At 74.2% G+C, this 26,098-nt stretch carries 29 protein-coding genes and 1 riboswitch; of the genes, 14 read left to right on the forward strand and 15 right to left on the reverse strand.

What is annotated here, in order from left to right; genetic code table 11:
• Nucleotides 1–71: 71 nt before the first annotated feature.
• From ACQ452_RS14900 to ACQ452_RS14915, 4 genes are all read left to right on the forward strand, one after another.
• Nucleotides 72–884: an SDR family oxidoreductase gene (locus tag ACQ452_RS14900; protein WP_433384441.1), complete on the forward strand. Its 813-nt coding sequence runs from the start codon at nucleotides 72–74 to the stop codon at nucleotides 882–884.
• A 185-nt stretch (nucleotides 885–1,069) separates the two neighbouring features.
• The gene (locus tag ACQ452_RS14905; RefSeq protein ID WP_433384444.1) at nucleotides 1,070–1,969 is read left to right on the forward strand and encodes a pentapeptide repeat-containing protein; all 900 of its coding nucleotides are present in this window, start codon (nucleotides 1,070–1,072) and stop codon (nucleotides 1,967–1,969) included.
• A 107-nt stretch (nucleotides 1,970–2,076) separates the two neighbouring features.
• Nucleotides 2,077–2,313 carry a preprotein translocase YidC gene (locus ACQ452_RS14910; RefSeq protein WP_433384447.1) on the forward strand — a complete coding sequence of 79 codons (237 nt, stop codon included), beginning with the start codon at nucleotides 2,077–2,079 and terminating at the stop codon, nucleotides 2,311–2,313.
• Nucleotides 2,314–2,361: 48 nt separating this feature from the next.
• Entirely contained in the window at nucleotides 2,362–2,592 is a 231-nt protein-coding gene (locus ACQ452_RS14915) for a hypothetical protein (protein ID WP_433384450.1), read from the forward strand.
• Nucleotides 2,593–2,620: 28 nt separating this feature from the next.
• Here the strand turns inward: ACQ452_RS14915 and rnhA are convergent, their stop codons facing one another.
• Nucleotides 2,621–3,097, reverse strand: a complete 477-nt coding sequence (rnhA, locus tag ACQ452_RS14920) for a ribonuclease HI (RefSeq protein WP_433384453.1) — start codon at nucleotides 3,095–3,097, stop codon at nucleotides 2,621–2,623.
• A 73-nt stretch (nucleotides 3,098–3,170) separates the two neighbouring features.
• On the reverse strand, nucleotides 3,171–4,418 hold the full coding sequence (locus ACQ452_RS14925; protein ID WP_433384455.1) for a lycopene cyclase family protein: 1,248 nt from the start codon (nucleotides 4,416–4,418) through the stop codon (nucleotides 3,171–3,173).
• A 139-nt stretch (nucleotides 4,419–4,557) separates the two neighbouring features.
• Between ACQ452_RS14925 and ACQ452_RS14930 the strand changes: the two genes are divergently transcribed.
• Entirely contained in the window at nucleotides 4,558–5,667 is a 1,110-nt protein-coding gene (locus ACQ452_RS14930) for a hypothetical protein (protein WP_433384458.1), read from the forward strand.
• 116 nt (nucleotides 5,668–5,783) lie between these two features.
• Here ACQ452_RS14930 and ACQ452_RS14935 read toward each other — a convergent pair whose 3' ends face one another.
• Nucleotides 5,784–6,320 (reverse strand): GNAT family N-acetyltransferase, encoded by a 537-nt coding sequence (locus ACQ452_RS14935; RefSeq protein WP_433384461.1) that lies wholly within the window; start codon nucleotides 6,318–6,320, stop codon nucleotides 5,784–5,786.
• A gap of 372 nt (nucleotides 6,321–6,692) precedes the next feature.
• Between ACQ452_RS14935 and ACQ452_RS14940 the strand changes: the two genes are divergently transcribed.
• The 5 genes from ACQ452_RS14940 to ACQ452_RS14960 all read left to right on the forward strand — a co-directional run bounded on the left by ACQ452_RS14940 (nucleotide 6,693) and on the right by ACQ452_RS14960 (nucleotide 9,674).
• Nucleotides 6,693–7,181, forward strand: a complete 489-nt coding sequence (locus tag ACQ452_RS14940) for a hypothetical protein (RefSeq protein WP_433384463.1) — start codon at nucleotides 6,693–6,695, stop codon at nucleotides 7,179–7,181.
• Nucleotides 7,182–7,278: 97 nt separating this feature from the next.
• Nucleotides 7,279–7,899, forward strand: coding sequence for a class F sortase (locus ACQ452_RS14945; protein WP_433384466.1), 621 nt, complete (start codon nucleotides 7,279–7,281; stop codon nucleotides 7,897–7,899).
• Between the two features lie 59 nt (nucleotides 7,900–7,958).
• Nucleotides 7,959–8,729 (forward strand): SGNH/GDSL hydrolase family protein, encoded by a 771-nt coding sequence (locus ACQ452_RS14950; RefSeq protein ID WP_433384469.1) that lies wholly within the window; start codon nucleotides 7,959–7,961, stop codon nucleotides 8,727–8,729.
• A gap of 32 nt (nucleotides 8,730–8,761) precedes the next feature.
• Complete coding sequence (locus ACQ452_RS14955) at nucleotides 8,762–9,190, forward strand: hypothetical protein (protein WP_433384472.1); 429 nt, start codon at nucleotides 8,762–8,764, stop codon at nucleotides 9,188–9,190.
• Nucleotides 9,191–9,257: 67 nt separating this feature from the next.
• On the forward strand, nucleotides 9,258–9,674 hold the full coding sequence (locus ACQ452_RS14960; protein WP_433384475.1) for a YchJ family protein: 417 nt from the start codon (nucleotides 9,258–9,260) through the stop codon (nucleotides 9,672–9,674).
• Nucleotides 9,675–9,731: 57 nt separating this feature from the next.
• On the opposite strand, the gene ACQ452_RS14965 is transcribed toward ACQ452_RS14960, so the two are convergent.
• The 8 genes from ACQ452_RS14965 to ACQ452_RS15000 all read right to left on the reverse strand — a co-directional run bounded on the left by ACQ452_RS14965 (nucleotide 9,732) and on the right by ACQ452_RS15000 (nucleotide 17,409).
• On the reverse strand, nucleotides 9,732–10,277 hold the full coding sequence (locus tag ACQ452_RS14965; protein ID WP_433384478.1) for a gluconokinase: 546 nt from the start codon (nucleotides 10,275–10,277) through the stop codon (nucleotides 9,732–9,734).
• Nucleotides 10,267–11,496 carry a D-mannonate dehydratase ManD gene (gene manD / locus ACQ452_RS14970; protein WP_433384481.1) on the reverse strand — a complete coding sequence of 410 codons (1,230 nt, stop codon included), beginning with the start codon at nucleotides 11,494–11,496 and terminating at the stop codon, nucleotides 10,267–10,269. Before manD ends, ACQ452_RS14965 begins: the two co-directional genes overlap by 11 nt.
• 34 nt (nucleotides 11,497–11,530) lie before the next feature.
• Nucleotides 11,531–12,484, reverse strand: a complete 954-nt coding sequence (locus ACQ452_RS14975) for a sugar kinase (protein ID WP_433384484.1) — start codon at nucleotides 12,482–12,484, stop codon at nucleotides 11,531–11,533.
• Nucleotides 12,481–13,119, reverse strand: a complete 639-nt coding sequence (locus ACQ452_RS14980) for a bifunctional 4-hydroxy-2-oxoglutarate aldolase/2-dehydro-3-deoxy-phosphogluconate aldolase (RefSeq protein ID WP_433384487.1) — start codon at nucleotides 13,117–13,119, stop codon at nucleotides 12,481–12,483. Before ACQ452_RS14980 ends, ACQ452_RS14975 begins: the two co-directional genes overlap by 4 nt.
• A 4-nt stretch (nucleotides 13,120–13,123) precedes the next feature.
• A complete protein-coding gene (gene dgoD, locus ACQ452_RS14985; protein ID WP_433384490.1) occupies nucleotides 13,124–14,272 on the reverse strand; it encodes a galactonate dehydratase in 1,149 nt (382 codons plus the stop codon).
• Between the two features lie 6 nt (nucleotides 14,273–14,278).
• A complete protein-coding gene (locus tag ACQ452_RS14990) occupies nucleotides 14,279–15,094 on the reverse strand; it encodes a carbohydrate ABC transporter permease (RefSeq protein ID WP_433384493.1) in 816 nt (271 codons plus the stop codon).
• Nucleotides 15,091–16,041: a carbohydrate ABC transporter permease gene (locus ACQ452_RS14995; RefSeq protein ID WP_433384495.1), complete on the reverse strand. Its 951-nt coding sequence runs from the start codon at nucleotides 16,039–16,041 to the stop codon at nucleotides 15,091–15,093. Before ACQ452_RS14995 ends, ACQ452_RS14990 begins: the two co-directional genes overlap by 4 nt.
• Nucleotides 16,042–16,119: 78 nt before the next feature.
• Complete coding sequence (locus tag ACQ452_RS15000; RefSeq protein WP_433384498.1) at nucleotides 16,120–17,409, reverse strand: ABC transporter substrate-binding protein; 1,290 nt, start codon at nucleotides 17,407–17,409, stop codon at nucleotides 16,120–16,122.
• A gap of 144 nt (nucleotides 17,410–17,553) precedes the next feature.
• Here ACQ452_RS15000 and ACQ452_RS15005 point away from each other — a divergent pair, with 144 nt between their 5' ends.
• Nucleotides 17,554–18,315: a FadR/GntR family transcriptional regulator gene (locus ACQ452_RS15005; RefSeq protein WP_433384501.1), complete on the forward strand. Its 762-nt coding sequence runs from the start codon at nucleotides 17,554–17,556 to the stop codon at nucleotides 18,313–18,315.
• Between the two features lie 64 nt (nucleotides 18,316–18,379).
• Here the strand turns inward: ACQ452_RS15005 and ACQ452_RS15010 are convergent, their stop codons facing one another.
• From ACQ452_RS15010 to ACQ452_RS15020, 3 genes are all read right to left on the reverse strand, one after another.
• Nucleotides 18,380–19,720: an MFS transporter gene (locus ACQ452_RS15010; protein WP_433384504.1), complete on the reverse strand. Its 1,341-nt coding sequence runs from the start codon at nucleotides 19,718–19,720 to the stop codon at nucleotides 18,380–18,382.
• Between the two features lie 189 nt (nucleotides 19,721–19,909).
• Nucleotides 19,910–20,893, reverse strand: a complete 984-nt coding sequence (locus ACQ452_RS15015; RefSeq protein WP_433384507.1) for a mechanosensitive ion channel family protein — start codon at nucleotides 20,891–20,893, stop codon at nucleotides 19,910–19,912.
• Nucleotides 20,894–20,981: 88 nt separating this feature from the next.
• Nucleotides 20,982–22,232 (reverse strand): MFS transporter, encoded by a 1,251-nt coding sequence (locus ACQ452_RS15020; protein ID WP_433384510.1) that lies wholly within the window; start codon nucleotides 22,230–22,232, stop codon nucleotides 20,982–20,984.
• A gap of 324 nt (nucleotides 22,233–22,556) precedes the next feature.
• A riboswitch (SAM riboswitch) is annotated at nucleotides 22,557–22,668 on the forward strand.
• A gap of 278 nt (nucleotides 22,669–22,946) precedes the next feature.
• Here ACQ452_RS15020 and ACQ452_RS15025 point away from each other — a divergent pair.
• The 3 genes from ACQ452_RS15025 to ACQ452_RS15035 are packed head-to-tail and all read left to right on the forward strand — an operon-like array spanning nucleotide 22,947 to nucleotide 25,360.
• Complete coding sequence (locus tag ACQ452_RS15025; protein WP_433384513.1) at nucleotides 22,947–23,801, forward strand: ABC transporter substrate-binding protein; 855 nt, start codon at nucleotides 22,947–22,949, stop codon at nucleotides 23,799–23,801.
• Between the two features lie 39 nt (nucleotides 23,802–23,840).
• The gene (locus ACQ452_RS15030; RefSeq protein ID WP_433384516.1) at nucleotides 23,841–24,620 is read left to right on the forward strand and encodes an amino acid ABC transporter permease; all 780 of its coding nucleotides are present in this window, start codon (nucleotides 23,841–23,843) and stop codon (nucleotides 24,618–24,620) included.
• Between the two features lie 2 nt (nucleotides 24,621–24,622).
• Nucleotides 24,623–25,360, forward strand: coding sequence for an amino acid ABC transporter ATP-binding protein (locus ACQ452_RS15035; protein ID WP_433394156.1), 738 nt, complete (start codon nucleotides 24,623–24,625; stop codon nucleotides 25,358–25,360).
• Here ACQ452_RS15035 and ACQ452_RS15040 read toward each other — a convergent pair.
• Entirely contained in the window at nucleotides 25,357–26,094 is a 738-nt protein-coding gene (locus ACQ452_RS15040; protein ID WP_433384519.1) for a phosphotransferase family protein, read from the reverse strand. The genes ACQ452_RS15035 and ACQ452_RS15040 overlap by 4 nt on opposite strands.
• Nucleotides 26,095–26,098 lie beyond the last annotated feature (4 nt).

A 26,098-nucleotide genomic window follows, 5' to 3' on the forward strand; every position in this document is an offset into this window, starting at 1 on the left:
ACGCGGGCAATCCCCCGACGGGCGGGAACCGTCGCAGGATTTCGTCGGCGTCGACGGGGTAGTGCGTCGACATGCCATCGCGTTACGACAACTACCCGAGAATCGCCATCGTCACCGGCGCGGACTCCGGCATCGGCCGGGCCTGCGCCGTCGCCCTCGCCGAGGCCGGCTTCGACGTCGGCGTCACCTGGCACCGTGACGCCGGGGGCGCCGAACGCACCGCCGCCGAGGTACGCGCCGCCGGCCGGCGCTGCGAGGTCGCCGAGCTGGACCTGACCCGGCTGCCGGGCGCCGACGCGGTCGTCGACGAGCTGGCCGACCGCCTCGGCGGCCTCGGCGTGCTCGTCAACAACGCCGGCACCGGTGCGTCCACGCCGTTCGTCGACACCGGCTGGGAGCAGTGGCGCGAGGTGCTCTCCGTCGACCTCGACGGGCCGTTCCTGTGCGGGCAGCGGGCCGCCCGGCGGATGCGGGCCGCCGGGCTGGGCGGCCGGATCGTCAACATCACCAGCGTGCACGAGCACGCGCCCCGGGTGGGCTCGGCCGCGTACTGCGCCGCGAAGGGCGGGCTCGGCCTGCTGACCAGGGTGATGGCGCAGGAACTCGCCGCCGACGGGATCACCGTCAACGCCGTCGCACCGGGCGAGATCGCCACCCCGATGACCGGCCAGGAGGACGTCGACCCGTTCACGCAGGAGCGGCCCGGGGTGCCGGTGGGCCGGCCCGGCGACGCGCGGGAGGTCGCCGCCGTGGTCGCGCTGCTCGCCTCGCCCGCCGCCGCGTACGTCACGGGCGCGTCCTGGCCCGTCGATGGCGGCATGCTGATGATGGGCCCGCAGGCCAACGCGCTGGAGTCGCACGACTGGCGTTCGGTGCAGGGCTGAACGCAGGCGTGGCCCGCGCTGCCCACGGCTCCGGCCCCTGCACGCCGGGCCGCGCGGACGGTGCGCCGCGGCCGGGGCGTGGGCGTGCACCCGGTGGCCCGGTGGCCTCGCGGGGGCGCGACAATGGGAGCCTCCGCCCGCGAGACCGCCGGCGGAAGACCCCGATCGGCAGGAGGACGGTCAGCGTGTCGGAGACTCCCGGGGCGACACCGGCGGCGGACCGGCTGCGCGCCGACTGCGCCCGGTGCTTCGGGCTCTGCTGCGTCGCGCCCGCGTTCTCCGCGTCGGCGGACTTCGCGATCGACAAGCCCGCCGGGCGGCCCTGCCCGAACCTGGCGGCCGACTCGCGCTGCGGCATCCACGCCGACCTGCGCGACCGGGGTTTCCCCGGCTGCACCGTCTTCGACTGCTTCGGCGCCGGGCAACGGGTGGCCCAGGTCACCTTCGGCGGGCGGGACTGGCGCGACGCGCCGGAGACCGCGGCGGGCATGTTCGACGCGTTCGCGGTGATGCGGCCGCTGCACGAGCTGCTCTGGCACCTCACCGAGGCGCTCGCGACGCGCCCGCCGCCGCCGCTGCGCGGCGAGTTGTCCGTCGCGCTCGACGAGACCGAGCGGCTGGCCGGGGAGCCCGCCGGGGCGCTGCGGGGTTTCGATGTGGACGCGTACCGGGGGCGGGTCAACCCGCTGCTGTCCCGCGCCGCAGACGCGGCCCGGGCCCGGGGCGGCCGGCCCGGCGTGGACCGACGCGGCGCCCAACTCCTCGGCGCCGACCTGCGCCGGGCCGACCTGCGCCGGGCGAACCTGCGCGGGGCGCTGCTGATCGGCGCCGACCTGCGCGGGGCCGACCTCGCCCTGGCCGACCTGACCGGCGCCGACCTGCGCGGGGCCGACCTGCGCGGCGCGGACCTGTCCGCAGCCCTGTTCCTGCACCAGTCGCAGCTCGACGCGGCCCGGGGCGACCGGCACACCGCCCTGCCGCCCGGCCGCACGCGCCCCGGGCACTGGTCGGCGCTGCCGCTCACCGCGCTGCCGCGCCCGCCCCGCTCACCCGGCCGGCCGGGCCGGCCGGCACGCCGCCGCTGAACGTCCCGCCCGGCACCTCGGCCGCCCCGGCCCGGGACCGGGTTTCGGGCGGGTACCTACGGGTAGCCGGGACGCGACCGCACCGGCGAACGCACGGGGAGGCAGTCGTGGGGTATCGGGCACGCGACGGTGAACTGCCGGTCGATCCGGCGCACGCCGAGGACGAGGCCGGCCAGGCCCGGCTGGTCCAGGTCGAGGCGGACACGGACGTCCCGGCACCGGACGACACGACGGCGAAGCCCGACCTGGTCACCGAGGACGACGGATCGGGCATGGTCGGCGGCGGCTCGGGCGGTTCCGGCGGCGGGTCCGGCATGCCCGGGCACCCGGACGCGGCACGCTGAACACCGCGGGTCAGGTTTGCGGGCACAGCCGAGGGGCAGGAGTGTGCGATGACCGATCAGAACCGTACCGACCGGGCCGCCACCGACGAGCCGGACGGCGCCACCGCCATGCAGGCGTCGCTGCGACCCCCGGGCGAGTCCCTGCACAGCACCGACGACACCGGCGACGACTTCGCCGACCTGCCGGCCGAGGAGCGGCGTTCCGCCCGGGAGGTCAGCCGCGCCGGCTACGACGTGGACGCCGTCTCCGGCACCACCGACCCCAGCCGCACCGAGTGACCTGAGCGCGGCCCGCCCGCCGGCGCGCTCAGCGACCGGCGGGCACCGACGCGCGGGCCTCGGTCATGCCCCGGTTCGCCAGCGCGTCGGCGCGCTCGTTCTCGGGGTGGCCGTTGTGCCCCTTCACCCACAGCCAGGTGACCTCGTGCCGGCCGCAGGCGGCCTCCAGCCGCTGCCACAGGTCGGCGTTCTTGACCGGCTGCTTCGCGGCGGTGCGCCACCCGTTGCGCTTCCACGAGGCCAGCCAGCTCGTGATGCCGTTACGCACGTACGTGCTGTCGGTGTGCAGCTCGACGGTGGCGGCCCGGGTGAGGCCCTCCAGTGCCTGGATGGCCGCCATCAGCTCCATCCGGTTGTTGGTGGTCGGGGTCGCCTCGCCGCCGCACAGTTCCCGCTCGTGCGCGCCGTAGCGCAGCAGCACACCCCACCCGCCGGGGCCGGGATTGCCGCTGCATGCGCCGTCGGTCCAGATCTGCACCACCCTGCCGGCCGCCTCGTCCACCATGCCGGCAACCTACCGAATCCGCGCCGGACACCCGGGCGCCGGGGCCGCCGGCACGCCGGTGGGGACGGGTGGCTCAGCCGTCGGTCCCGGCCCGGTCGCCGACGACCGGCGGCGGGACCGTCCAGGCCGCCGGCCGCCGGGTCGGGTCGACGCGGGCGCGCAACCGGGCCACGGCGTCGCCGGCCGTGGCGGCGACCATCGGCCGCAGCCGGGTGGAGCTCATCAGCGCCACCTCCTCCGCGGGGGTGCTCGCGCCGTCGAGGAACCGCAGCACCCGCTCGGCGGGGTTGCGGTCGAAGAGCCGACCGAAGAATTCCGGCCCGCCGACGCCCCCGGCGGCCAGCGCCCGCAGGGCGACCGCGTCCATCCAGCGGTGCCGACGGGGGTACGCGGGCGCGGGCACCGGCGGGCGGCCGGCGGCGAGGGCGCGGGCGACCTGCTCGGCCTGGCGGTGCATGGCGGAGAAGGTGAATCCGGTGGAGGGTCGGGTGGCGCCGCCGGCCGTGCCGAGGCGAACCACCCGGGGTGAGGGCCGGGCCTCGAACGGGCCGTCGGTCATCGGGATCACCCCGTTCTCCACCTCGCGCACCCTCAGCCGGGTCGGGTCGAGGCCGAGCAGGTCCCGGTAGCCGGCCAGCGCGGCGTCGTACCCGGCGTCGGTGAGCAGGTCGGGGCCGAACTCGGTGTACTCCACCAGGGCGTAGCGGTCGCTGACCGGCAGGACGTAGCCGAACGACACGCCCCGCGCGGGCTGCGGGGTGCGGAAGTCCATCAGCACGGCCCGCGCCGGGTCGAAGACCGGCACGTCGGCCTCCAGCCACCAGCCCCGGAAGTGCTGCAACCAGTTGGTGCGCCCGGGTCGCCGGGGTGAACGGGGGCGGGAGTCCAGCACCCAGGACGCGCGGACGACCGGCTCACCGCCGGCGCGTACCGTGACGTGCCCGCCGTCGTCGTGCAGGGCGTCGACGGGCGCGACGATCCGCCGTACCCCGAGCCGCCGCTCGGCCTCGGCAGCCCGGTCGTAGACCGGGCCCGAGCGCAGCATGGCGTACCGCAGCGGGGTCAGGTCGAGGACCCGACGGCCGGCGGGCGTCGCGACCTCGACCTGGGGCCAGCTCGCGGCCAGCAGCGGGTCCAGGTCGCTGCCGGGACGGTCCCAGAACGCCCAGGTCCGGTCCTGCCCGCGCCGGTGCACCGGGTCGATGACGGCTATCCGCAGGTCGCGCACACCGTGCCGGTCCAGGGCGGCGAGGACCAGCGAGGCGGCGCCACCGCCGCCGACCAGTGCCAGGTCGACGTCCCGGGGTCCGCAGGTGTTCACGCCGTCCACGCTGCCACACCGGCGCGGGCCGGCGGGCACCGACCGGCCCGGGTCGCGCGGACCCCGTCGCTCGACGCCCGGCGGTAGGGTGCCAGCCGTCGCCCCCGGCGACCTCACACCCCCGGAGGACGCCCGACCCATGAGCACCATCGCCGCCAACGCGCTCACCGCCCGTTGGGCGTCCCTGCTGGACGCCGACCAGACGGTCCTCTCCGGCGCCGGCGTCCATCCGCTGCTGGCCCTGCTCGCCCGCTACGCCGCCGGCCCCGCCCGCGACGAACTGCTCGCGGTCGCCCCGGACCCCGCCCCGCTCGACCTGGACCGCTCCCCCACCACGCGGCTCGCGCTCGCCGCCTGGGCGCGACGGGACCTGCCGCTGACCGAGCGGTGGCGGCGCGAGACGCCGGCGGCCATGCGCGGGGAACTGACCGGGGAACCGGCGCACGACCAGGCCGCCCTCGACGCGTGGGCCGCCGCGCACACGGACGGCCTGGTCCACCGGCTGCCGGTGCGTGTCGAACCGGCGACGAGGATGGTCCTGGCCAGCGCGTTGTCGCTGCGCACCGAGTGGGCCGAGCCGTTGCGCGACGCCTGGTGCCAGCCGACCGTCGGGCCGTGGCGGGGTCGCCGCCTGGCCGGGCTGCACCGGCTCAGCCACGACATCGACGCGCTGCGGGCCGTCGACACCCCCACCGGGCCGTTGAGTGTGCTGACCGTGCGCGGTGCCAAGGACGTCGACGTGGTGCTCGCCCTGGGCGCCCCGGAGCACGGGCCGGCCGAGGTGTTGCCGGCCGCGATCGGCACGCTCGGGGTACCGTCCGCGCTGCCGGTGGCCGCCGGACCCGGCGTCGACGAGCAGGTCGTGGACGCGTCCGACGACCGGCCCGAACTGCTCGTCCGCACGGTGGGCTTCACCGTCAGCGCCGACCATGACCTGCTGCGCCGGCCGGCGACGTTCGGCCTTGCCACGGCCGTCGGCGACGGTGACCACTTCCCCGGCATCGCCCGACTCCTGGCCGTCTCGCAGGCGCGGCAGAGCGTGACTGCCACCTTCAGCGCGACGGGTTTCCGCGCCGCCGCCGTCACCGCCGTCGCCATGCGGGCGGGTTCCGCCGCCCCCGGGCGGACCGCCCGCAGGCGGCGGGTACGCCTCGACATCGACCGCCCCTTCGGCTTCCTCGCCGTGCACCGGGCCTCCGGGCTGGTGCTGCTCGCCGGCTGGGTGACCGACCCCGACGGGCGCGGCTGAGGATCATCCCGCCGGACCTGGTGGACGTCACGCTGGGCCAGGACACGCCTGTCCGGGCCCGGCGCCCAGGGCGTCCGCCGCTCCCTGGGACAGCACGGTGCCGGGACGCCGGACGTTCAGCGGTCCCCGGCCCGCCTGCGGTAGACGACCTGCCGGCGCAACGGACCGGAGTCGACCTCCGGGTCGTCGAAGTCGTCGGCCGGGTCGGTGGTCATGCCCAGACGGCGCATCACCGCCTGCGAGCGCGCGTTGGTCGCGGTGGTGATGGCCAGGATCTCGGCCAGCCCGACGGTGTCGAAGCCGTACCGCAGGACGGCGCGGGCCGCCTCCGTGGCGTAGCCGTGGCCCCACGCGGAGCGGGCGAGCCGCCAGCCGGCCTCCACACCGGCGACGGGCACCCCGTCGTCGACCCGGTCCAGCCCGGCGAAGCCGACGAACGCGCCGCCGTCGCGGACCTCGACGGCCCAGAAGCCGTAACCGAGCCGGTCGAGGTCGTCCTGGAACGAGCGCGCCGAGGCGGTCGCCTGTTCGGCGGTGAGCAGCGGGCCGAGGTGCTCGCGCACCTCGGGATCGGCGTTCATCGCGGCCCACGGCGGGAGGTCGGACTCCCGCCAGTCGCGCAGCAGCAGCCGTCCGGTCCTGATCTCCGTCACCGCGCGACCCTAGCGCCGGGCGGGCGCCGGGGCACACGGAATTCGCGGTGGCCGGTCAGTTCCCCGGGGACGCCTCGGCGGCGGTCGTCCCGATACCGGACAGCGGCTGTCGCCGTCGACCGACGCGCAGCAAATTGGCCCAGCCCCGACAGCCCGACCCGTCGCGGTCAACCCTCGCGGGCGGACCGTGCCGGCATTTCCGCTGCTCCCTCCGCCCTCAGGGCGGACACGTGACGGCAACGAAGATTTCTCATTTTCACCGGATCGGGGTCCCAACCCTCCTAGGGTTGGTCACACCGGTGCTAGTCACGGAGTTGGCCACCCGAACGACGTCCCACGCAGTCAGCGGACGAAAAGTGAGGGAAGACGCGCATGAAGGCAAAAACGGTTCTCGTATCGGCGGCGGTCGGCGTGGGTCTCGGCACCCTCCTGCTTCCCGGCGCGGCGCTGGCCGACACCGTCGTGTCGCCGGCCACCACGCCGGTCGGCGGGACGGTCGTGCTCACCGCCACCACCTGCAACCCCAGCACCGGCGACGCGCTCTTCCGCGTCACCGGCCCCGACCGCGACCAGAACGTCCGGTCCACCACCGCGGCGGCCGGCGGCGGACTGAGCGCCGAACTCTTCACCGCCGGCTTCACGCTGGGCACCTACACGGTGGCCGCGACCTGCGGCGACGGCAGCGCGGACGGCAGCACCACGTTCACCGTCACCCCGATCGGCGGGGCGGCGGCCGGCGGTCGCGACGCCGCCGACGGGACCGGGGCCCTGGCCGCCGGCGGCGTCCTGCTCGGCTCCGCCGCGGGCGGCGCCCTGATCCTGGTACGCCGCCGCCGCCACATGGCGGCGGCCACGCGCTGAGCGACGGCCGGCGAGCCGCACCAGCCCTGCCCCCGGGTGCCCGCACCGGTGAACCACCGGAGCGGGCACCCGGGCGACCCCGTACGGAGGTGGGATCGTGTCGTGGCGCCGGCCCGGCTGGGCGGTCACGGCCGTGGCCCTGCTCGGCACGACCGGGCTGGGCCTGGTCGCCGTCGGGGTGTCGACGGACCCGCCCCGCCCGCCCCGCCCACAGGCCGCCGACGGCACCGGACCGGCCCGCTCGGCGCCGCCCGTGCCGCCGCTGCACCGGGCCGAGCCCGTCGACGTGCGGATCCCCGCCATCGGCGTGCGGGCGCGGGTCGTACCGGTGGGCGCCGACGCGGGGGGCCGCCTGGAGGTGCCGCCGCTGGACCGTCCCACCCTGGCCGGCTGGTACCGGCACGGCGCCAGCCCCGGCGAGACCGGCAACGCCGTGCTCGTCGGGCACGTCGACTCCGCCGCCGGCCCCGCCGTCTTCTTCGACCTCGGCCGGCTGCGCGCCGGCGACACCGTACGGGTCACCCGCGCCGACGCCAGCATCGCCACGTTCGCCGTCGACGCCGTCGGGTCGTACCCGAAGGACCGCTTCCCCACCGACCTGGTCTACGGGCCGAGCGACGCGCCGGGCCTGCGCCTGATCACCTGCGGCGGCCGGTTCGACCGGGACAGCGGCGACTACGTCGACAACGTCGTGGTCTTCGCGACCCGGCTGCCGTGATCCCCGCGCGCGCCGTGCGGGCACGCCACGGCCGGCGTCCGGCCGCTACCCTGCCCGACATGACGTGGCGGCGGTACGTGGCGATCGGCGACAGCACCACCGAAGGGCTCGACGATCCCGACGACGCGGGCGGTTACCGGGGCTGGGCCGACCGGTTCGCCCTGGCGGTGGCCCGTGCCCAGGGCGGGCTGGAGTACGCCAACCTGGCGATCCGGGGACGCACCGCCGCCGCCGTGCGGGCCGAGCAGTTGGGGCCCGCCCTGGATCTCGCGCCGGACCTCGCCACAGTGGTCGCCGGTACGAACGACATGCTGCGCCCGTCGTTCGACGCCGGCCGGGTCGCCGCCGAGGTCGGGGCGATGCAGCGGGCGCTTCTCGCGCAGGGCGCGACGGTGCTGACCTTCACCCTGCCGGACCCGGTGCCGGTGATGCCGCTGGCCCGCCCGCTGCGCGGCCGGGTGCTGGCGCTCAACGCCGCCCTGCGGGCCGTGACGGCACAGACCGGGGCCACCCTGCTGGACCTCGGCGCCCACCCGGTCGCCTCGGATCCCCGGCTGTGGAGCGACGACCGGCTGCACGCCAACAGCGCCGGCCACGAGCGGATCGCCGCCGCGCTGGCGCACGCCGTCGGCCTGCCCGACGCGCACGACGACTGGATGCGCCCGCTGGGGCCGGCGCCGCGCCGGCGCGGCCACGAGGTGCTCCGCGCCGAGCTGGCCTGGACCCACCGGCACCTGCTGCCGTGGCTGACCCGCCACGCGCACGGGCGGTCCTCCGGCGACGGCCGGGTGGCCAAGCGCCCCGTGCCGCTGCCGGTCGAGCTGTCCTGACCGTCCGGCGGTGGTGCTCGGCACACCGGGCGGTGGCGCCCGGCACCGTGCCGCGCTACGCCCCGGTCCGCGCCGACGTGCCCGTCCTGGTGGGCACGTGGGGTCAGCAGACCGCCCACACGGCCGCCCGGTTCGCCGCGGAGATCAAGGTCGGCGGGTCGGCCAACCCGGCGATGGCGAAGACGATGCGGGCCTGGCTGGACGACGCCACGCCCGCCGACGACCAGGCCGGCGTGGTGCTCGGCGCCGTGACCGTGGTGGACGAGGACGGCGCGTTGGCCCGTCGGGTGGCCCGCACGGAGATCGCCATGTACCTCGCCGTGGTCGCCGCCCTCGACCCGAACGTCGACATCGACCCGGAGTTGCTGGCACGGATCCAGCGGCACGTCGCCAGCCAGGAACACGACCTCGCCGGCGGGGACCTGCTCGGCCGCCGGGTGCTGCCGCTGCTGCGGCGATGACACCGTGGCCGGGGGTGGGCTCGCACCGGCCGGCCCTCCGCCACTGGCCGTCGGACACAATGGGCCGGTGGTGAAGCAACCCCGCCGCCGGGTGTCCGGCGATGCCGAGCGACCCTGCCCCTGCGGCGCCGAGCGGCCGTACGCCGCGTGTTGCGGGCGACTGCACCGGGGCGACGCCGACGCCGCGACCGCCGAGGCGCTGATGCGCAGCAGGTACGCCGCCTTCGTCGTCGGCGACACCGGCTACCTGCTGCGCAGTTGGCACTCCTCGACCCGGCCGCGCCGGCTCGATCTCGACGCGGGCCTGCGCTGGACGGGCCTGGAGATCGTCGACACCGAGCGGGGCGGGCTGTTCGACGCCGCGGGCGCCGTCGAGTTCCGGGCCCACCATCGCGCCGGGGGCCGGCCGGGCACGCAGAGCGAGCGCAGCCGGTTCGTCCGCGAGGACGGCCGCTGGGTCTACCTCGACGGGTCGCCCGGCTGACGCCGGTCGCGGTGCCCGGGAGCGGAGCGGTCAGCCGGTCGCGGTGCCCGAAAGCGGTCAGCCGGTCGCGGTGACGCCCTCGGACAGGCCGAGCCGCCGCACCGCCGCCGCGACGAGCGCGTCCGGCGTCAGCGCCACGTCGAGCACCAGCACGTTCTCGTCCGGGTGCGGGCGTTCCAGGGTGGCGAGCTGCGACTGCAGCAGGCTCGCCGGCATGTAGTGCCCGGCGCGTCGGGCCATCCGTTGCCGGATCACCTCGGCCGACCCGTCCAGGTGGACGAACTCGACGCTCGGCGGCCCCTGGCGCAGCGTGTCACGGTAGGAGCGCCGCAGCGCCGAGCAGGCCAGCACCGTCGAGACGCCCTCGGCGGCACGGGCGGCCATCCAGCCGGCCAGCTCGCGCAGCCAGGGCAGGCGCGCCCCGTCGTCCAGCGGCACGCCGGCGCGCATCCGCGCCACGTTGGCCGGGGGGTGGAACTCGTCGGCCTCGGCGAAGGTCAACCCGGTGCCGGCGGCGATGCCCAGGGCCACCGTGGTCTTGCCGGCCCCGGACACCCCCATGACGACGACGTGCCGCGTCGGGGCCGCGCCCTCACCAGTCATGGACGGTGCCGTCCTGCAGGCGGTTGAACGGCAGGTAGGCCGGCACGTAGGGGAACTTCGCGGCGGCCTGCTCGTCCAGCTCGACGCCGAGGCCGGGCTGCTCACCGGGGTGCAGGTAGCCGTCGGCGAAGGAGAACGACTGCCGGAACACCTCGTTGGTGAGTGCCCCGTGCTGCATGTACTCCTGGATGCCGAAGTTGTGGATGGCCAGGTCCAGGTGCAGGGCGGCGGCCATGCCGACCGGCGAGATGTCGGTCGGGCCGTGGATGCCCGACTTGATCTGGTACTGGGCGGCGAAGTCGAGCAGCTTGCGCATGGCCGTGATGCCGCCGGTGTGGGTGACGGCGGAGCGCACGTAGTCGATGAGCTGCTCGCGGATGAGCGTCTGGTAGTCCCAGACGGTGTTGAAGATCTCGCCGATCGCCAGCGGGGTGGTGGTGTGCTGACGGACCAGCCGCAGCGCCTCCTGGTTCTCGGCCGGGGTGCAGTCCTCCAGCCAGAACAGGTCGTACGGCTCCAGCGCCTTGCCGAGCTTGGCGGCCTGGATGGGGGTCATCCGGTGGTGGCCGTCGTGCAGCAGCGGCAGCTCCGGGCCGAACTCGCTGCGGACCGCCTCGAACACGCCGGGCAGGTGCCGCAGGTAGGAGCGGGTGTCCCAGTCCTCCTCGGCCGGCAGCGGGGTGCGCTGCGCCGGCTCGTAGTCGTAGCGCTTGCCGTCGGCGCTGGGTTGCGCGGCGACGCCGTACACGGCGTTGATGCCCGGCACCGACGTCTGCACCCGGATGGAGCGGAAACCGAGGTCGAGGTGCCGGCGGATCGAGTCGAACAGCTCCGGCAGGTCCCGGCCGGAGGCGTGGCCGTAGGCCATGATGCCGGTGCGCGACGCCCCGCCCAGCAGCTGGTACAGCGGCATGCCGGCGGCCTTGGCCTTGATGTCCCACAGGGCCACGTCGACGGCCGCGATGGCCGCCATGGTGACCGGCCCGCGACGCCAGTACGCCGAGCGGTAGAGGAACTGCCAGGCGTCCTCGATGCGGTGCGCGTCGCGGCCGATCAGCAGCGGCACGACGTGGTCGCGCAGGTACGAGGCGACGGAGAGTTCCCGGCCGTTGAGGGTGCCGTCGCCCAGGCCGGTGACGCCGTCGTCGGTGGTGATCTTGAGGGTGACGAAGTTGCGGTCGGGGCTGGAGACGATGACGTCGGCTGCGACGATCTTCACGGGGTGCCTTTCTTCCTTCGGGTGCGTGCGGCGGCTAACGGATGACGCTGCCGGCTTCGTGGCCGTCGAGCAGGGACAACTCGGCGCGACGCGGCAGCCCTTCCCAGTCGCCGGGGCTGGAGACCGCGAAGGCGCCCAGGGTCGCCGCGCGGCGTAGCCGACCGGCCGGGTCGAGCCCGTCGAACCAGCCGGACAGGTAGCCGGCGGTGAACGCGTCCCCCGCCCCCACGGTGTCGACGGCGGTCACGGTCAGCGCCTCGGCGTGCCGGACGCCGTCCGGGGTGTGCGCGCGGGCGCCGTCGGCGCCCAGCTTGACCAGGACCGTCTCCACGCCGCGGCGCAGCAGGTCCGCCACGACGGTGGTCTCGTCGGCGCCGGGCTCGCCGACGAGGTCCAGCTCGTCGGTGGAGGCCACGACGATCGAGGCGTACCCGGCCAGCGGGGTCAGCACCTCGCGGGCGGTGTCCCGGGACCAGAGGCGGTCGCGGTGGTTGACGTCGAGGCAGACCGCGACGCCCGCCGCGACGGCGGCCTCGGCCGCCCACCGGGTGGCGGCGCGGGCGGTGTCGGACAGCGCGGGCGTGATGCCGGTCAGGTGCAGCATCCGCGCCCCGGCGGCCAACGGCCCGCGCAGGTCCTCGACGTCGAGCGCGGAGCCCGCCGATCCGGCCCGGTGGTACTGCACCCGGGTCAGGTCGGCGGTGCGCCGCTCCAGCAACATCAGGCCGGTCGGCCGCCGCGGGTCGCGGACCACGCCGTCGACGGCGACGCCCTCGGCGCGCAACTGCCGCAGCGCGTACTCGCCGAGCTCGTCGGCGCCGAGGCGGCCGACCCAGGCGGCGCGGTGGCCGAGCCGGGCCACCCCGACCGCCACGTTCGACTCGGCGCCGGCCAGGTGCATGGTCAGCGGGCCGCCGGCGGCCAGTGGACCGGCCGAGCGCAGCGAGACCAGCGCCTCGCCGACGGTGAGCAGGTCCGGCGCGGTCATGATCCGGCCGGCTCCCGCACGGCGGCGAGGTAGCCGCGCGCCCGCGCCCGCAAAGCGTCCAGGTCGCCGCCGGAGGCGGCGTCGCCGACCAGGGGGCCGCCGAGGCCGACGGCGATCGCGCCGACGCGCAGGTAGCTGGCGACGTCGTCCCGGCCGACGCCGCCGACCGCGACGAAGGGGATGTCCGGGAAGGGGTCGCGCACCGCCTTGAGGTACGCGGGACCACCGACCGATGCCGGGAAGAGCTTGACCGCGCTCGCCCCCATCCGCATCGCGGTGTACGCCTCGGTGGGGGTGAACGCCCCGGCGGCGACCGGGAGGCCGCGCCGCGCCGCCTCGGAGATCGACTCGACCACGGCCGGCGTCACCACGAACTGGGCGCCCGCGGCGGCCACGTCGGCGACGTCGGCGGTGGTGAGCACCGTGCCGGCGCCGACGAGCGACCCCGCCGGGGCGGCGGCGCGCAGCGCCTCGATCACGCGCGGGGCGTCCGGCGTGGTGAGGGCCACCTCGACGATGCGGACGCCCTCGCGCAGCAGCGCGGTGCCCGCGGCGACGGCGGCGGCGGTGTCGGTGCCGCGGATGATCGCGAGGATGCGGGCGGCGGCGAGGTCGGCGGTGAGGTTGACGGTCATTCGATCACCATTCCGCGTAGGAGCCGTCGCGGTGCCGCCACATCGGGCTGCGCCACGCGTGTCCCCGCTTGTCAGCCGTGCGTACGGCGTGTTCGTCGATCTCGATGCCGAGGCCGGGTGCCGTGAGCCGCTCGACGTACCCGTCGACGAACGTCAGCGGGGTCTTGTCGAGGCAGTAGTCGAGCACCTCGGCGCCGAGGTTGTAGTGGATGCCGATGCTCTGTTCCTGGATCAGGTAGTTGGGCGTGGCGAAGCCGACCTGCAGGCAGGCCGCCAGGGCGATCGGCCCGAGCGGGCAGTGCGGGGCGAGCTGCACGTCGTACACCTCGGCCAGCGCGGCGATCTTGCGGACCTCGGTGATGCCGCCGGCGTGCGAGAGGTCCGGCTGGGCGACCGCGATGCCGGCCTGGAGCACCGGCAGGAACTCCTGCCGGTTGTAGAGCCGCTCCCCCGTCGACACCGGGGTGGTGGTGGAGCGGACGAACTCGCCGATGAGGTGCGAGTTCTCCGGGGCCACCGGCTCTTCCAGGAAGAACGGCCGGTAGGGCTCGAGCAGCGGGGCGACCCGGCGGGCGCTGGCGAGGGTGAACCGGCCGTGGAAGTCGACCGCCACGTCCCGCTCGTCGCCGAGCACCTCGCGGGCGGCGGCCACCCGCGCCACCACGGCGTCGAGCTCCGCGACGGACGCGACCGCGCTCATCCGGCCGGAGGCGTTCATCTTCACCGCGGTCAGGCCCGAGGCGACGGCGGCGGCGATCTGGTCGCGCACCTCGCCGGGCTCGTCGCCGCCGACCCAGCCGTAGACCCGGATCCGGTCGCGCACCGGGCCGCCGAGCAGCTGGTGCACCGGCGCGCCGAAGTGCTTGCCGGCGATGTCCCACAGCGCCTGGTCGAGCCCGGCGACGGCGCTGGCCAGGATCGGCCCGCCCCGGTAGAACGAGCCCTTGGTCATCACCTGCCAGTGGTCCTCGATGCGCAGCGCGTCTCGGCCGATGAGCAGCTCGCTGAGCTGGTCGACGGCGGTGCGCACCGTCTCGGAGCGGCCCTCGCAGGTCGCCTCGCCCCAGCCGACGACGCCGTCGGACGTCTCGACCCGGACGAACAGCCAGCGCGGTGCGACGAGGAACGTCTCCACCCGTGCGATCGTGGTCATGTGTCCTCAGCCCTTCGTGGCGCCGGCGGTGAGGCCGGAGACGACGTACTTCTGCACGAACAGGGCGATCACCATGATGGGCAGGGTGACCACGGTGGCCGCCGCCATCAGGCCGCCCCAGTCGATGCTGGCGTAGCCGACGAAGTCGAAGATCGCGACCGGGAGCGTCTTGGTGTCGGCCCCGGAGAGCACGAGGGCGAACATGAAGTTGTTCCAGGAGAAGATGAACGACAGGATGCCGGCGGTGGCGATGCCGGGCACCGACAGCGGCAGGGTGATCCGCCGGAACGCGCCGATGTGGGTCAGCCCGTCGACGAGCGCGGCCTCCTCGAGTTCGGCCGGCAGGCCGTCGAAGTAGCCCATCATGATGTAGACGATCAGCGGCAGCGACACGAACATGTGGCTGAGGATCAGCGGGGTGAACCCGCCGACCATCTGCAGGTTCGAGAAGACGTAGTACCAGGGCACCAGCAGCGAGACGCCGGGGATCACCCGCGCCATCAGCACGACGAGCGCGGACTTCTTCATGTTGAAGCGGCTCATCGAGTACGCGGCGGGCACCCCGAGCAGCAACGACAGCACGGTGGCCGCGAACGCGACCCAGAGGCTGTTGCCGATGAACTGCAGGTAGTTCGCCTGCTGCAGGACGTTGGAGTAGTTGTCGAACGTCGGGGAGAAGACGAACGCCTTGTCGGTGTCGTAGATGTCGACGTTCGTCTTCAGCGACGCGGCGACCATCCAGACCAGCGGCGCGATGAGCGCCAGCACCACGAGGACGAGGGCCACCGTCCGGAAAGCCTTGTACGGCCTGCGCAGCTTCATCGGTTCAGCCCCTTCTTGCGGTAGGTCAGGGCCCACATCACCCCGATGATGATCAGGAAGAAGATGATGAGGACGGTCGACGAGACGCCGTAGTCGTTGTAGTCGAAGCTGAGCCCGTAGGCGTACACGTTGAGGGTCTCCACCTCGTGGAACGACCCGCCACCGCGCCCCTTGGTGGCGTAGAGGATGTCGAAGGTCTTCAGCGCGTCGATGCCACGCAGCAGGATCGCGACGATCACGGTGGGCATCAGCAGCGGCAGGGTGACGTGCCGGAACCGCTGCCAGGTGCTGGCCCCGTCGATCAGCGCCGCCTCCTGCGGCTCGTCGGAGAGCGACGTCAGGCCGGCGAGCAGGATCAGCACGACCATCGGCGTCCACTGCCAGATGTCGATGAACATCGTCGTCGGCAGGGCCGAGTTCTGCCCGGAGAGCCAGGGCTGGGGGTCGATGCCGACCCAACCGAGGAGCTGGTTCGCCATGCCGATGTTGGGATCGAAGATCAGCCGCCACATCATGCCGACCGCGACCGGCGTCGCCACCAGTGGCAGGAGGATCGCGACGCGGACCCACTTCTCGCCACGGAACGGCCGCCACAGCAGCAGTGCGATCGCCATGCCGAGGACGACCTCGAAGAAGAGCACCACGCCGGTGAAGAGGGCGGTGCGCCACACGGCTGGCCAGAACCGGTCGGTGTCGCCGAGCACGTCGAGGTAGTTCTGCAGGCCGATGAAGCTGCTCTCGGCGCGAACCGAACCCTCGGCGTCGGTGAGGCTGAGGTACCCGGTCCAGACGACGGGGAAGACGATCAGCACGGCGACGAACAGCATCGCGGGTGCCGCGAAGAGCCACTTGCGGTGCTCGTTGGCCCAGCGCGACCAGGCCGAGGTCTGCGGGGAGGCCGGGGACGCCTCAGGCGATCTTTTGACTGGTGTGGTGACGGCTGACATGGGGTCTCCGGGTGGGTCAGGGCCAGCGTCCCGACGCGGGGTGGCGGGGCCGGCCGGCCCCGCCACCTGCGCTTCGGGCTACTTCGCCTCGTCGTCGAGGAACTTCTGGAACGCCTCGTTCGCCGCGTCCGCCGAGGCGGCCGCGTCCTTGCCGGTGATCGCGTCGACGATCGGCTGGCCGACGATCTCCCGCGCCTGGGCGACCTTCTCCACCAGCGGCCGGTCGTGGCCCACGCCGTTGGCGGCGCTGACCGTGGTGGCCTCGGCGAGGTCCTTCGGGTAGGTCGCCGACGCCTCCGGGTTCTCCCAGACGGAGGTGCGGGCGCTGGGCACGCCGGCCTTCTGCTGCGCCAGCGCCTGCTCCTTGCCGGCCGCCCACTGGATGAACTTCCAGGCGTTGTCCTGGTTCTTCGACGCCTCGTTCACGCCGAGCGCCCAGGAGGGGATGTTGTACGGCTTCGAGCCGGCCGGGCCGGCCGGGAAGGCCGCGAACCCGACGGTCTCGGAGATCTTCGACTTGCCCGGGTCGGTGGCGTTCTTGTAGAGCGAGTTGGCCTCGGTGTAGAAGGCCGCCTTGCCCTGGGTGAAGATCGCCATCGCCTCGGACCAGCTCATGTCGGTGCTGATGTTCTCCGGACCGTGCTCACGCAGCAGCCCGCCGTAGTAGGCGTACGCCTGCTTGGCCTGCTCGGTGTTGACCGAGGCCTTGCCGCTGGCGTCGACGAAGTCGCCGCCGAAGCTGAAGAGGAAGCTGGAGAACTGGGTGACGGCGGCGGACTTGCCGGTACGCGACACGAAGCCCGCCACGCCCGGGTTGTCCGCCTCGACCTTCGCGGCCTGCGTCTTGAGCTCGTCCAGGCTCTTCGGCGGGGCGGTGAAGCCCGACTTCTCCAGCAGGTCCTTGCGGTAGTAGAGGACCTCCTGCTCGGTGATGATCGGCATGCCGACCACCTTGTCCTCGTACGTGGTCGCCTGCACCGGGCCGGACTGGAAGTCGGCGATCTCGAACGCGCTGTCCGACTTGCTCTTCTCGGTCAGGTCGGCGAGGTACTTGTTCTTGGCGAACAGCCTCCCCTCCTGCAGCGGCCGGTACATCATCACGTCCAGGTCGGTGGACCCGGCGTTCAGCTTGACGTTGTACTGGTCGGAGAGCTGGTCCTCACCGAGCTGGGTGACCTCCACCTTCAGGCCCGACTGCTTCTCGAACTCCGGCAGGGCCTTCTTGATGTTCTCCGACCAGACGTGGTTCACCAGCGTCACACGCACGGTGTTCGAACTGCCGGCGTCGTCCCCGCCGCCGCCACAGGCGGACAGTCCGAGGGCGACGACCATCCCCAGGGAGGTCCCGATAACCGCTCGACGTCTCACGTCCATCACTCCTTATGCCGGGGCCGTGGCCGCCGCCCGGTCGGGTGGGCGCCACCTCGCGGTTTACATCCGCTTAACATCGGGATGTTAGGCCGAAAAATCAGATTTATACAAGGGGTTGCTCCAACTGATATGATCTGATGCGTGGAATCGTCCCCCAAGGGGCTTGTTGCGGCCCAGCTCGCCCCGGTTGAGGCAGGGCTGCACGCCCGCGTGCTCGACCGCCTCGGCACCGCCATCTGCGACGGCGAGCTGGCGCCGGGAGCGGTTCTCAACATCGACGAGCTGGTCGACCGGTACGCCGTGTCCCGCTCGGTGGTCCGCGAGGTGCTGCGGGTGCTCGCCTCGATCGGCTTCATCGAGACCCGTCGCCGCGTCGGCGTCATGATCCGTCACGCCGAGGACTGGAACGTCTTCGATCCCCAGGTCATCCGCTGGCGGCTTGCCTCGGCCGGCCGCAACGTCCAGCTCCGCTCGATCACCGAGCTGCGTACGGCCATCGAGCCGCACGCCGCCTGGCTCGCCGCCGGGCGGATCGGCCACGACGAGGCGAGCGACCTGGTCGGGCTGGCGGCGAAGATGTGGGCCGCCGGCAAGGCCGGCGACGAGGAGCGCTTCCTCCAGCTCGACATAGAATTCCACCGCAGGATCCTGGTCGCCTCCGGCAACGAGATGTTCGTCCGGTTGCAGGATCTGATCGCGGAGGTCCTGACCGGCCGTCACCAGCACCACCTGATGCCGCACCACCCGCACGAGCAGGCCCTCCAGCTGCACGCCGAGGTCGCCCAGGCGATCCAGCGCCGCGACGGCGATCGCGCCCAGCGGGCGATGGTCCAGCTCATGGAGCAGGCCTTCGACGAGATGAGCTCGATCTGGGCGCAGACCGGCGAGACCGCCGGCGCCTGAACCCGTCCCCCGTCTCCCGCCGCCCCCGACCGTCGCACCGCGCCCGCGTGCGCTGGCGGCCCGGTCAGCCGGCGGCCGTCGACGCGCGCCCGAAGTCGGCACGGGTGGCCACGATCAGCGCCACGGCCAGATACGGCACGGCGGCCACCGCGAACGCGACCCCGTTGCCGGCCCCGGTGGCCAGCAGGCCGTATCCGCCGTAGGCCGCCATGACCGTCGCGTCGGTGGCCATCCCGGCGAGCGAGGTGACGGTGGCCCGGGCCGGCCCGGTGATCCGCGCCTGCAACCGGGCGTCGGCGAGCACCGTGGCGAGTTGGAAGCCGCAGAACGCGACCGCGACCAGCGCGAAGCCGACCGGCCGGGCGAGCAGCGCCCCGGCGGCCAGGGCCAGGGCCGACAGCGCCAGCAGGCCGGCGTTACCCCGGGCCGTCAGCCGCTCCCCCACCGGGGCCAGCAGACCACCCGCGACCACCCCGACCCAGACGAGCAGGAGCAGCAGCGGCACCACCGCCTCGCCGACCCCGGTGTCGCGGGCCAGCAGCGGGGTGTACTCGTCCAGGGCGCCCCAGACCGCCGCGACCACCGCGACCAGCAGCACCGCCGCCCGCACGGCCCGGTCGGCGCGGACCTCGGCGAGCCCGGCGCGCAGGCTCGCCCACCAGCCGAGCCCCGCGCCGTCGTCCGCCCCGACGTCGCCGGCGGTGACATCAGCGGCGCCGGCGAAGGCGTCGCCGGCAGGGGCGGGGACGTCCCCGGCGGAGGTGGGGGCGTCGCCGGCGGGAGCGGCGGTGAGATCAGCGCCGGGGACGGCGGGTCGGGGGCGGTGTTCGGGCAGCCGGGTGGCGACGGCGGCAGCCAGCACGCAGGCGAGCACGCTGGCCGCGCCCACCGCCGGGTAGCCGCCGACGGCGAACACCGGCCCGGCCAACAGGATCGAGACGAGCACGCCGAGCGTCCCGGCGCTCTTCGCCCGACCGTTGAGGCGGGCGTACCGGCCGGCCGCACCGAGGCGGTCGAGTTCGGTGAAGACCAGCGCCTCCACCGCGCCCGAGGCGAGCGCCCCGCCGGCGCCCCAGAGCACGAATCCGACGGCGAACGCCGGATAGCCGGGCGCGAGCACCCAGAGCGCGAAACCGGCGGCGGTCGCCAGCGGTGCGAGGCTGAGCAGCAGCCGCCGGGAGAGCGCGTCGGCCAACGCGCCGGAGGGCACCTCCAGCAGGACGCCGGTAGCCGACCAGATCACGAACAGCGACGAGATCTGCCACAGCGACAGCCCGGTGTCGCTGAACAGCAACGCGTACAGCGGATAGAGCAGGACCAGTTCGGTCAGGAACGCGTACCCGTAGAGGGTCGCCGCCAGCCGGCGGACGCGCGGGTCGGACACACGCGGAGAATGGACAGTCATGGGGGCCTTCCGGTGGGGACGAGGCGGACGCCGGACGTACGGCGACCGCGGCGGCCCACGGCAGTGGCCCCTAGCAGTGCGTCAACATCGCCATGTCATGCCGGCGATGGTAGCCGCGCCGGTCACGCCCGTCCCCGGACACGCGTGAGGGCGGGATCCGGTCCGGATCCCGCCCTCACGCGGGCGTGCTCAGCGGCGGCGCTGCTCCCCGTCGGCCGATGGGATGACCATGGTGGCCTCGATGTCGCCGGCCGCCACGGTGGCGTCGCGCGAGACCACCTGGGTCGCGTCCGCGTCACCGCCGACGCGCGGGCCGGGCACCACCTGGGTCGCGTCCGGGTCACCGCCGAACCGCGGAGCGGAGACCACCTGGGTCGCCTCCGCGTCACCGCCGACGCGCGGAGCGGAGACCACCTGGGTCGCCTCCGGATCCCCGGTGCTGGCCGGGGTGCCGAGGTGGGCCTCGCTGTCGCGGCGTCCGGCCTGGTAGGCGCGGGCGTGCGTGGCGATCAGCCGCGACTCCCGCTCGGCCCGGGCCAGCCACGACTCCCAGCGGCTCTGCATCGGACGGACCAGCCCGCCGCCCACCCCGACGACGAGGACGCCGCCGACGGTGGCCAGCACCGCGATCAGCACCGGCGTCGTGACCGCGGTGGCCACGCCGATCTGGTCGAGCGCGGCGATGACGCCCAAGCCGAGGATGAAGACGGAGGCGATCGTGGCCAGGACCCGGCCGTACGACAACCCGCCCAGGGCGCCGCTGATGATGTCCTTCACCGCGTTGGCGATGGCCGCGGCGACCACGACGATGACGATCGCGACGAAGGCGCGCGGCAGCCAGGCGATCACACCGGCGATCAGGTCGGAGATCGGGTTCGGGCCCCAGATGCCGAAGGCGAGCTGGAGGGTCACCAGCAGCACCCCGTAGTAGGCGAGCCGGGCCACGAGGTCGCTGGCGTCGTACCGGGAGCGGGCCAGGGCGCGGCGGATCCCGCCGCGCTCCACGGCGCGGTCGAAGCCCACCCGTTCGAGCACCTTGCCCACGATCTTCAGCACGGCCTTGGCGATCAGCCAGCCGGCCACCAGGATGGCCACGAAGGCGACCGCCCTGGGCAGGAACAGCAGCACCGACCGGAGCGTGTCCCCCACCGCGTCGCCGAAGTCGTCTCTCATCGGAAATCCTCCACAACGCTGTCCGGGTTCATCCGGCCCGACCTACCCCCGGCGGCGAGCGGGGAAACACCGGTCACCCGGCACCGCTTCACCGCGTGCGTCCGCCCTGGCCGGGCCTGCCGGCACCCATCAGCGCGACACCACAGGCCGCCGCGGCGCTCAGCGGAGCGATCAGGAAGCCGACGGTCACCTCCCCCGTGACGTCCAGCAGCGCCCCGGCCACCGCCGCGCCGCCCGCGCTGCCGACAGAGAACGCCGTCGCCGCCCAGGCGAACGCCTCGGCCACCGTGCCAACGGGCGCGAGGTCGTCGAGCGCGACGAAGGCGATGGTCAGCAGGGCCGGGAGCGCGAGCCCGCTGAGCGCCATCAGCGCCAGCATCACGCCCGGAGCCGGGGTGAGCAGCAACGGCAGGTAGCCGGCGGCGAAGACCCCGACCACGCGGGGCAGGGTGGCGTGCCTGCGCAGCCCGCCGAAGCGTACGAAGAGCAGGCCGCCGGTCAGCGCCCCCGTGGCCTGCGCGGCGAGCAGCCAGCCCGCCCAGGAACGCGCCCCCGCCGACTCGGCGTACCCGGTCGCGGCGACGGTCACGCTGCCCACCGCCGCGCCGACCAGCACCAGCGCCCCGAGGAGCAGCCGGAGCCGGCCGGCCCGCAGCGGACCTGCCCAGTGCCGTACCGCCGGCTCGCCCCGCCAGCGCCGGACCGCGCCGGTCGTGGCGAACCAGACCGTGCCGGCGGCCTGGAAGAGCGCGGCGGCGCCCAGGCCGCCGGCCGGGCCGGCCAGGCCCACGGCGGCGAGCGTCACCACCGGGCCGAGAATGAAGATCGTCTCCTGGACGGCGATGTCCAGGGTGTACGCGGTCTGCACGCGGTGCGCGGGGAGCAGGTCGCGCCAGAGCACCCGCAGGCACGACTCGAACGGCGGAGCCCCCGCCCCGGCCAGGGCGGCGCCGAGGACGGCCATCGGCAGGTCGACGTGCAGGGCGATGAGCGCGAAGCCGACCGTCGACACCGTCACGGCCAGCCACAGCACCGGCGGCTGGCGCCAGCGGTCCGCCATCCGGGCGAGCATCGGCTGGCCCACCGCCGTGCCGGCGGTGAACGCGCCGACCAGCAGGCCGGCCACGGTGAGCGTCATCGTCTCCCGGGCGAACACCAGCAGGGCCAGGGGGGCCGCGCCGAACGGCATACGGCCGAGCAGGCTGGCCGCCAGGACCCGGGCGGTCTGTGGCGCCCGGAGCACCGCGAGGGCGGAGGTGTCGGTGGGGTCGGCGGCTGCTCCGCCGGCCGGCGGAGGGTCGGCGGTCGGTACGAGTGCGGCTTCCTCGGGCACGGGCATGATGGACGCTCCCGGACGGTGGCGGGGAAATGGACCGGGGGGCGCGCGGCGCCGGGCCGGTCAGGGAGCGAAGTCGGAGCGTTCGTGGTCGTCGCCGTACAACGGAAGCGCGGGGGTGCTCCACTGGCCGTACGCGGCGGCGGCGAGGCGCAACGCGATCACGTGGGCAGTCTAGACGCGGCACCGGGGGGCGTGGGGGCGCGTGATTTCCGGGTGGCGCTGCGCGGGGCCCGTCCGCACCGGCGCCGGCCCGCACGCGGTCGCGGGTGAGCGTGGTCATAGCGACTGGACGGCCACCCGAGGCGGGCGCTAGCCTCCTCGGCAGGTCATGAGCGCCAGCGTCAAGCCCCGGCTCGCTGGCCGGCAACCCTCGTCCGCGCAGGGGTGCCCCGGGTGAAGACCAGGCACCGGAGCAGCTCCGGTGCAAGCGCGGCCTGGTTCCCGGGTCGTCAGCGACCGAGGAGAGCCATGTCCTTTCGCACCTGTTCATCGCCGACGGTTTCCGTCGTGGCCCCGACGTCGCCGGGCCTGACCCGGCGCCGCCACGTCGACACGATGCGGGTCTGCGCCACCTCCTGTCGCCTTGGCGACCCGCGCTAGGCGCGCATTCCCCCTCCCTCACCGGCACCACCTCCTTCAGCGGTACGCCCATCGGGCGTCCCGCCGGCGCGGCACGCCCGTGCCCGCCGCCGGACCACACCCTCGGAGACACCCGTGCGCATCCTTACCTCCCTGACCCGGGCCGCCGCCCTCGGCGTGGCCGCCGCTCTCGCCGCCACCGCCCTGACCGGCTGCGGCGACGACGCGGCCGGCGCGGCCGACAACCCGTACGGCCTGCTCCAGCCGGGCGTGCTGCGCACCGGCACGCTCACCGACGCCCCGCCGAACGTCTATCTCAAGGACGGCAAGTTCACCGGCTTCGACAACGACCTGCTCACCGCGGTCGCGGCGAAGGTCGGGCTGAAGGTCGAGTTCGTCGGCACCGACTTCTCCGCCCTGCTCTCCCAGGTCAACAACCGCAAGTTCGACGTCGGCAGCTCCTCCATCACGATCACCGAGGCGCGGAAGAAGACAGTCGACTTCGGCAACGGCTACGACTTCGGCCACTTCGGACTCGACGTGCCGGCCGGCTCGTCGATCAGCGGATTCGACCAGCTCGCCGGCAAGCGGGTCGTGGTGGTGCAGGGCACCGTCCAGGACGACTACGCCACCGGCGAGGGGCTCGACCCGGTCCGGGTGCCCGACTACAACGGGGCGATCAACCAGCTCAAGGCCGGCACCGCCGACGCCTGGATCGCCCCCGCCGAGATCGGGGACAAGTCGGCCGCCGACAGCGGCGGCAAGATCACGGTCGCGGCCAAGCTGCTCAGCCCGTCCCCCACGGCGTACGCGGTCGCCAGGGGCAACGACAAGCTGCGCGAGGCGCTGAACCGGGGCCTCGACGAGGTGATCGCGGACGGCACGTGGAGCCGCCTGCAGGCCCAGTACTACCCGGGCCGGCAGATCCCGGCCGACTTCACGCCGGGCAGTGGCACGGTCCCGGTGCCGTCGGCCGCGGCCACCTCCTGACACGTACGACGACGAGCGAGCGGGGCGGTAGGAGAGACGATGGATCCGTTGAGCACCCTGTGGGAGACCTTCTTCGACGCGGACTCCATGCGCGAGGCGCTGCCCGAGATGCTGACGGTGGGGCTGCCCAACACGCTGATCCTGGCGATCTCCGCCGCCCTGCTCGGCTCGGTGCTGGGCATGGCGCTGGCCGTCGCGGGCATCTCGCGTACCCGATGGTTGCGGTGGCCGGCGCGGGTCTACACCGACGTGTTCCGCGGCCTGCCCGCGGCGGCGACGATCCTGCTCATCGGCGTCGGCCTGGCGCCGCTGGGCATGCAGGTGTGGGGGCCCAACCCGTATCCCCTCGGCATCCTGGCACTGTCGCTGATCGCGGCGGCCTACATCGGAGAGATCTTCCGCTCCGGCATCCAGTCGGTGGAGGCCGCCCAACTGGAGGGGGCCCGGGCGCTGGGCCTGTCCTGGGGCGAGGCGATGCGCCTGGTGATCGTCCCGCAGGGCATCCGGCGGGTGCTGCCGGCCTGGGTGAACCAGCTGATCGCGCTGATCAAGGACTCCAGCCTGGTCTACTTCCTCGGCCTGCTGGCCAGCCAGCGGGAGCTGTTCCGGATCGGGCAGGACTACGCGGCGAACACCGGCAACCAGTCGGCGCTGCTGCTGGCCGGGCTGTGCTACCTGGTGCTGACCGTGCCGCTGACGCACGCCGTGAACTGGATCGACCGGCGGCTGCGGCACGGCCGGCAGGCCGCCGCGCCCGACGACACCGACGACGACCTCGACCTGGCGCTGCCGGGAGCGGCGGGAGGAAACCAGCGATGAGCATCGACACGACGACCTCGGTGAGCCTGAGCGTCCGCGACGTACACCTGGCCTTCGGCGCACACCGGGTGCTGCGCGGGGTAGACCTGGACGTGGCGCGCGGGGCGACGGCCTGCGTGATCGGCCCGTCCGGGTCGGGCAAGTCCACGCTGCTGCGCACGATCAACCGACTCATCGAGCCCGACCGCGGCGACGTGCTGCTCGACGGGCGCAGTGTGCTCGGCGACGACCCGGACGCCCTGCGGCAGCGGGTCGGCATGGTCTTCCAACAGTTCAACCTCTTTCCGCACATGAGCGTGCTGCGCAACATCACCCTCGCGCTGCGCCGCATCCGCAAGCTCGACGCGGACGAGGCGGCGGCGCTCGCCCGCGAGCACCTGGCGCTGGTGGGGCTGGCGGCCAAGGCCGACGCCCGGCCGGCGCAGCTCTCCGGCGGGCAGCAGCAACGGGTCGCGATCGCCCGCGCGCTGGCGTTGCGCCCGCAGGTGATGCTCTTCGACGAGGCGACCTCCGCGCTGGACCCGGAACTGGTCAAGGGGGTGCTCGCGCTGATGGCCGAGCTGTCGGCCGACGGCATGACCATGGTGGTGGTGACCCACGAGATGGGCTTCGCCCGGGAGGTCGCCGACACCGTCGCGTTCATGGATCGCGGCGTGGTGCTGGAGGCCGGCGGGCCGGCCGCGATCTTCGAGGAGGCGCAGCACCCCCGGCTGCGCCGGTTCCTCTCCCAGGTGCTCTAGGTCCCGGCGACGAGGGCGCGGCACGCCTCGTCCTCGCGCGTCGGCAGGCTCCTCAGTTCCCCGGTGAGCTGTTCGAGGTATTCGGGCGGCCCGGCTTCGGCGAACCACAGCCAGAGTTCGGCGGCGTGGATCGGTAACCAGGCCCGCACCCGGGCGGGGTCGGCTCCGTACCCGTCGACGAGGGCGTCGAACGACCGCGGGTCCTTGCGCGCCGCGCCCCAGGCCGCGCGGGACAGCTCCCTGAGCGGGTCACCCAGGTGGGCCGCCTCCCAGTCGAGGACCGCGGTGATGTCGCCGTCCGCGGCGAGGAGGTTTCCGTCGGTCCAGTCGCCGTGGCAGAACACCGTGCGGTCGGCCGGTGGAACGGCGAGCGGAAGCGGTGGGCCTCCGGCGTCGCGGTAGCGGCGGATGATCAGCGCGTCGTCCGGCGCGGCCGGCAGCCCGGCAGGTGGTCGCAGCCCGTGGAGCCGACGCAGCAGTGTCGCGGAGGCGCGGAGCCCGTCGAGGCGTACGTCGGCGTGCTCGCTGTCCAGTCGTTCGCCCGGCATGAGCGTCATGAGGATCGAGCCCGGCCCGACCTCGACGAGCTCGGCAACCGGCATGCCCGTGTGGGCGAGTGCCCGCAGGGCGAGGACCTCCGTGTCGTGGCGGGAGGGTTCCGCCATCCGCTTCTCGACCAGGCCGCGCCCCTGGCGCTGGACCAGCCGGACGTGGCCGACCGCGCCCTGCCGCATGCCG

The organism is Micromonospora sp. KLBMP9576, assembly GCF_050941805.1.
GTDB lineage: Bacteria > Actinomycetota > Actinomycetes > Mycobacteriales > Micromonosporaceae > Micromonospora.

Bases quoted from the DNA above. Each gene is read 5' to 3' on its own strand.
- ACQ452_RS14900 (WP_433384441.1), top strand. From the start codon at position 72: ATGCCATCGCGTTACGACAACTACCCGAGAATCGCCATCGTCACCGGC.
- ACQ452_RS14915 (WP_433384450.1), top strand. From the start codon at position 2,362: ATGACCGATCAGAACCGTACCGACCGGGCCGCCACCGACGAGCCGGAC.
- rnhA (WP_433384453.1), bottom strand. From the start codon at position 3,097: ATGGTGGACGAGGCGGCCGGCAGGGTGGTGCAGATCTGGACCGACGGC.
- ACQ452_RS14930 (WP_433384458.1), top strand. From the start codon at position 4,558: ATGAGCACCATCGCCGCCAACGCGCTCACCGCCCGTTGGGCGTCCCTG.
- ACQ452_RS14940 (WP_433384463.1), top strand. From the start codon at position 6,693: ATGAAGGCAAAAACGGTTCTCGTATCGGCGGCGGTCGGCGTGGGTCTC.
- ACQ452_RS14950 (WP_433384469.1), top strand. From the start codon at position 7,959: ATGACGTGGCGGCGGTACGTGGCGATCGGCGACAGCACCACCGAAGGG.
- ACQ452_RS14965 (WP_433384478.1), bottom strand. From the start codon at position 10,277: ATGACTGGTGAGGGCGCGGCCCCGACGCGGCACGTCGTCGTCATGGGG.
- ACQ452_RS14975 (WP_433384484.1), bottom strand. From the start codon at position 12,484: ATGACCGCGCCGGACCTGCTCACCGTCGGCGAGGCGCTGGTCTCGCTG.
- ACQ452_RS14980 (WP_433384487.1), bottom strand. From the start codon at position 13,119: ATGACCGTCAACCTCACCGCCGACCTCGCCGCCGCCCGCATCCTCGCG.
- dgoD (WP_433384490.1), bottom strand. From the start codon at position 14,272: ATGACCACGATCGCACGGGTGGAGACGTTCCTCGTCGCACCGCGCTGG.
- ACQ452_RS14990 (WP_433384493.1), bottom strand. From the start codon at position 15,094: ATGAAGCTGCGCAGGCCGTACAAGGCTTTCCGGACGGTGGCCCTCGTC.
- ACQ452_RS14995 (WP_433384495.1), bottom strand. From the start codon at position 16,041: ATGTCAGCCGTCACCACACCAGTCAAAAGATCGCCTGAGGCGTCCCCG.
- ACQ452_RS15010 (WP_433384504.1), bottom strand. From the start codon at position 19,720: ATGACTGTCCATTCTCCGCGTGTGTCCGACCCGCGCGTCCGCCGGCTG.
- ACQ452_RS15015 (WP_433384507.1), bottom strand. From the start codon at position 20,893: ATGAGAGACGACTTCGGCGACGCGGTGGGGGACACGCTCCGGTCGGTG.
- ACQ452_RS15020 (WP_433384510.1), bottom strand. From the start codon at position 22,232: ATGCCCGTGCCCGAGGAAGCCGCACTCGTACCGACCGCCGACCCTCCG.
- ACQ452_RS15030 (WP_433384516.1), top strand. From the start codon at position 23,841: ATGGATCCGTTGAGCACCCTGTGGGAGACCTTCTTCGACGCGGACTCC.
- ACQ452_RS15040 (WP_433384519.1), bottom strand. From the start codon at position 26,094: ATGCGGCAGGGCGCGGTCGGCCACGTCCGGCTGGTCCAGCGCCAGGGG.